The organism is Allobosea sp. (assembly GCF_036675845.1).
Taxonomy (GTDB): Bacteria; Pseudomonadota; Alphaproteobacteria; order Rhizobiales; family Beijerinckiaceae; genus Allobosea.
In genome coordinates, this window is record NZ_JAKFED010000070.1 from 1 (window position 1) to 1,596 (window position 1,596).

Below are 1,596 nucleotides of genomic sequence, written 5' to 3' on the forward strand. Positions count from 1 at the left end.
GGATGCCGGCGTCGCGGCGATCATCTACACCGACATCGCCCGCGACGGCATGCTCCAGGGCATCAACTGGGACGGCACGATCGGCCTCGCCCATGCGCTCTCGATCCCGGTGATCGCCTCGGGGGGGCTCGCTTCCATGGCCGATATCGAGCGCCTGTGCGCGCCCGATGCCGCGATCCTCGAGGGCGCCATCACCGGCCGGGCCCTCTATGACGGGCGCATCGAGCCGGCCGCCGCGCTGGCGCGGATCGCCCAGGCGAGCCGCGGCCGGCAGCCGGCCTGACGCTCGCGCCTCAGACCAGCTCGACCTTGCCGGTGGCGAGATCGTAGACGCCGCCGACGACCTTCAACCGGTTGTCGGCCGCGCGCTGCGACAGGATCGGCGTTGCGCTCTTCAGCCTTTCGACGTTCTGCCTGACATTGGCGATCGTCGCGGCCTTGAGCAGGTCGGCGGCGCCCTGCTTCTGCGCGGCAAGCACGGCCGGCCGGATCGCGTCGATCAGCGAAGGCAGATGCCCCGGCAGCTGCGCCTTGGTTTCGACCACCTTGATCGTCGCCGAGACTGCGCCGCAATTGCTGTGGCCGAGCACCAATATGAGCTGCGAGCCGAGCACCTCGGCGCCGTATTCGAGGCTCGCCAGCCCGTCCTCGTTGACGAAGTTTCCGGCGACACGCACGACGAAGAGCTCGCCCGGCCCCCGGTCGAAGGCGAGTTCCGGGGCGACGCGCGAATCGGCACAGCTCAGGATCGAGGCGAACGGCGCCTGGGTCGTCACCCGCGCCGCACGGCCGGCGGAGAAGTCGCGCTGCTCCGGCCGGTTGGCGGCATAGCGGGCATTGCCCTCGACCAGGCGCTTCAGGGCCTCCTCGCCGCTGACGGGGGCGGCCGCCGGAGCCTGGGCCATGGCGGGCAGACTCGCCACACCTGGCAGGCAGGCAGCGAGCGCCAGCATGCCGCCGGCCTTGAGCAGGCCCCGCCGCGAACGCGAGACCGACAGGCCGCTCGCACACTCATCGCACATCATCACCCTCCGCTGCCCGCTCCTGCCCTAACGGCATGGACCAGCATGCAGCGGAACCGGTTCGCCACTGGTTAAGGCATCGCGGCCAAACGCTTGCTATGCGGGGGTCTATTTCCACTTTGCGGGCCGATGCTCTTGAGCCGGATGATGTCGGATGGAATCATGGAATGATTCCATCCGACATCTGAATCCGTCTCTCACCAAAGGGTTAGAGCAGGATTCTTGCGAAAAACCGGTTTCCACTTTTTCGCATCCTGCTCTAGGTTGCCGCCGCCGCGCGGCCGGACCGGCTGCGCCCCCTTCCATGGCGCCTGATCCGATGAGCCTGAAAACCCGCATTATCCCCTGCCTCGACGTCAAGGACGGCCGCGTCGTCAAGGGCGTGCAGTTCCTCGACCTGGTCGACGCCGGCGATCCGGTCGAGGCGGCCAAGGCCTATGACGCGGCCGGCGCGGACGAGCTCTGCTTCCTCGACATCACCGCGAGCAGCGAGGATCGCGGCATCCTGTTCGACGTGGTGACGCGCACGGCGGAGGCCTGCTTCATGCCGCTGACCGTCGGCGGCGGGGTGCGC

At 68.6% G+C, this 1,596-nt stretch carries 3 protein-coding genes; 2 read left to right on the top strand and 1 reads right to left on the bottom strand.

Annotated features, from left to right (window positions below):
* Window positions 1–283 (top strand): HisA/HisF-related TIM barrel protein (locus V6M56_RS08355; RefSeq protein ID WP_332682802.1); only part of this gene is annotated, 283 nt, incomplete at its 5' end.
* Between the two features lie 10 nt (window positions 284–293).
* Here the strand turns inward: V6M56_RS08355 and V6M56_RS08360 are convergent.
* Window positions 294–1,022, bottom strand: coding sequence for a carbonic anhydrase (locus V6M56_RS08360; protein WP_332682805.1), 729 nt, complete (start codon window positions 1,020–1,022; stop codon window positions 294–296).
* Between the two features lie 319 nt (window positions 1,023–1,341).
* Here V6M56_RS08360 and V6M56_RS08365 point away from each other — a divergent pair.
* On the top strand, window positions 1,342–1,596 hold a 255-nt coding region (locus V6M56_RS08365; protein WP_332682804.1), incomplete at its 3' end, for a HisA/HisF-related TIM barrel protein.

What these genes read in the sequence shown, in the direction of transcription:
- V6M56_RS08360 (WP_332682805.1), bottom strand. Translation starts at nt 1,022, where the DNA reads ATGTGCGATGAGTGTGCGAGCGGCCTGTCGGTCTCGCGTTCGCGGCGG.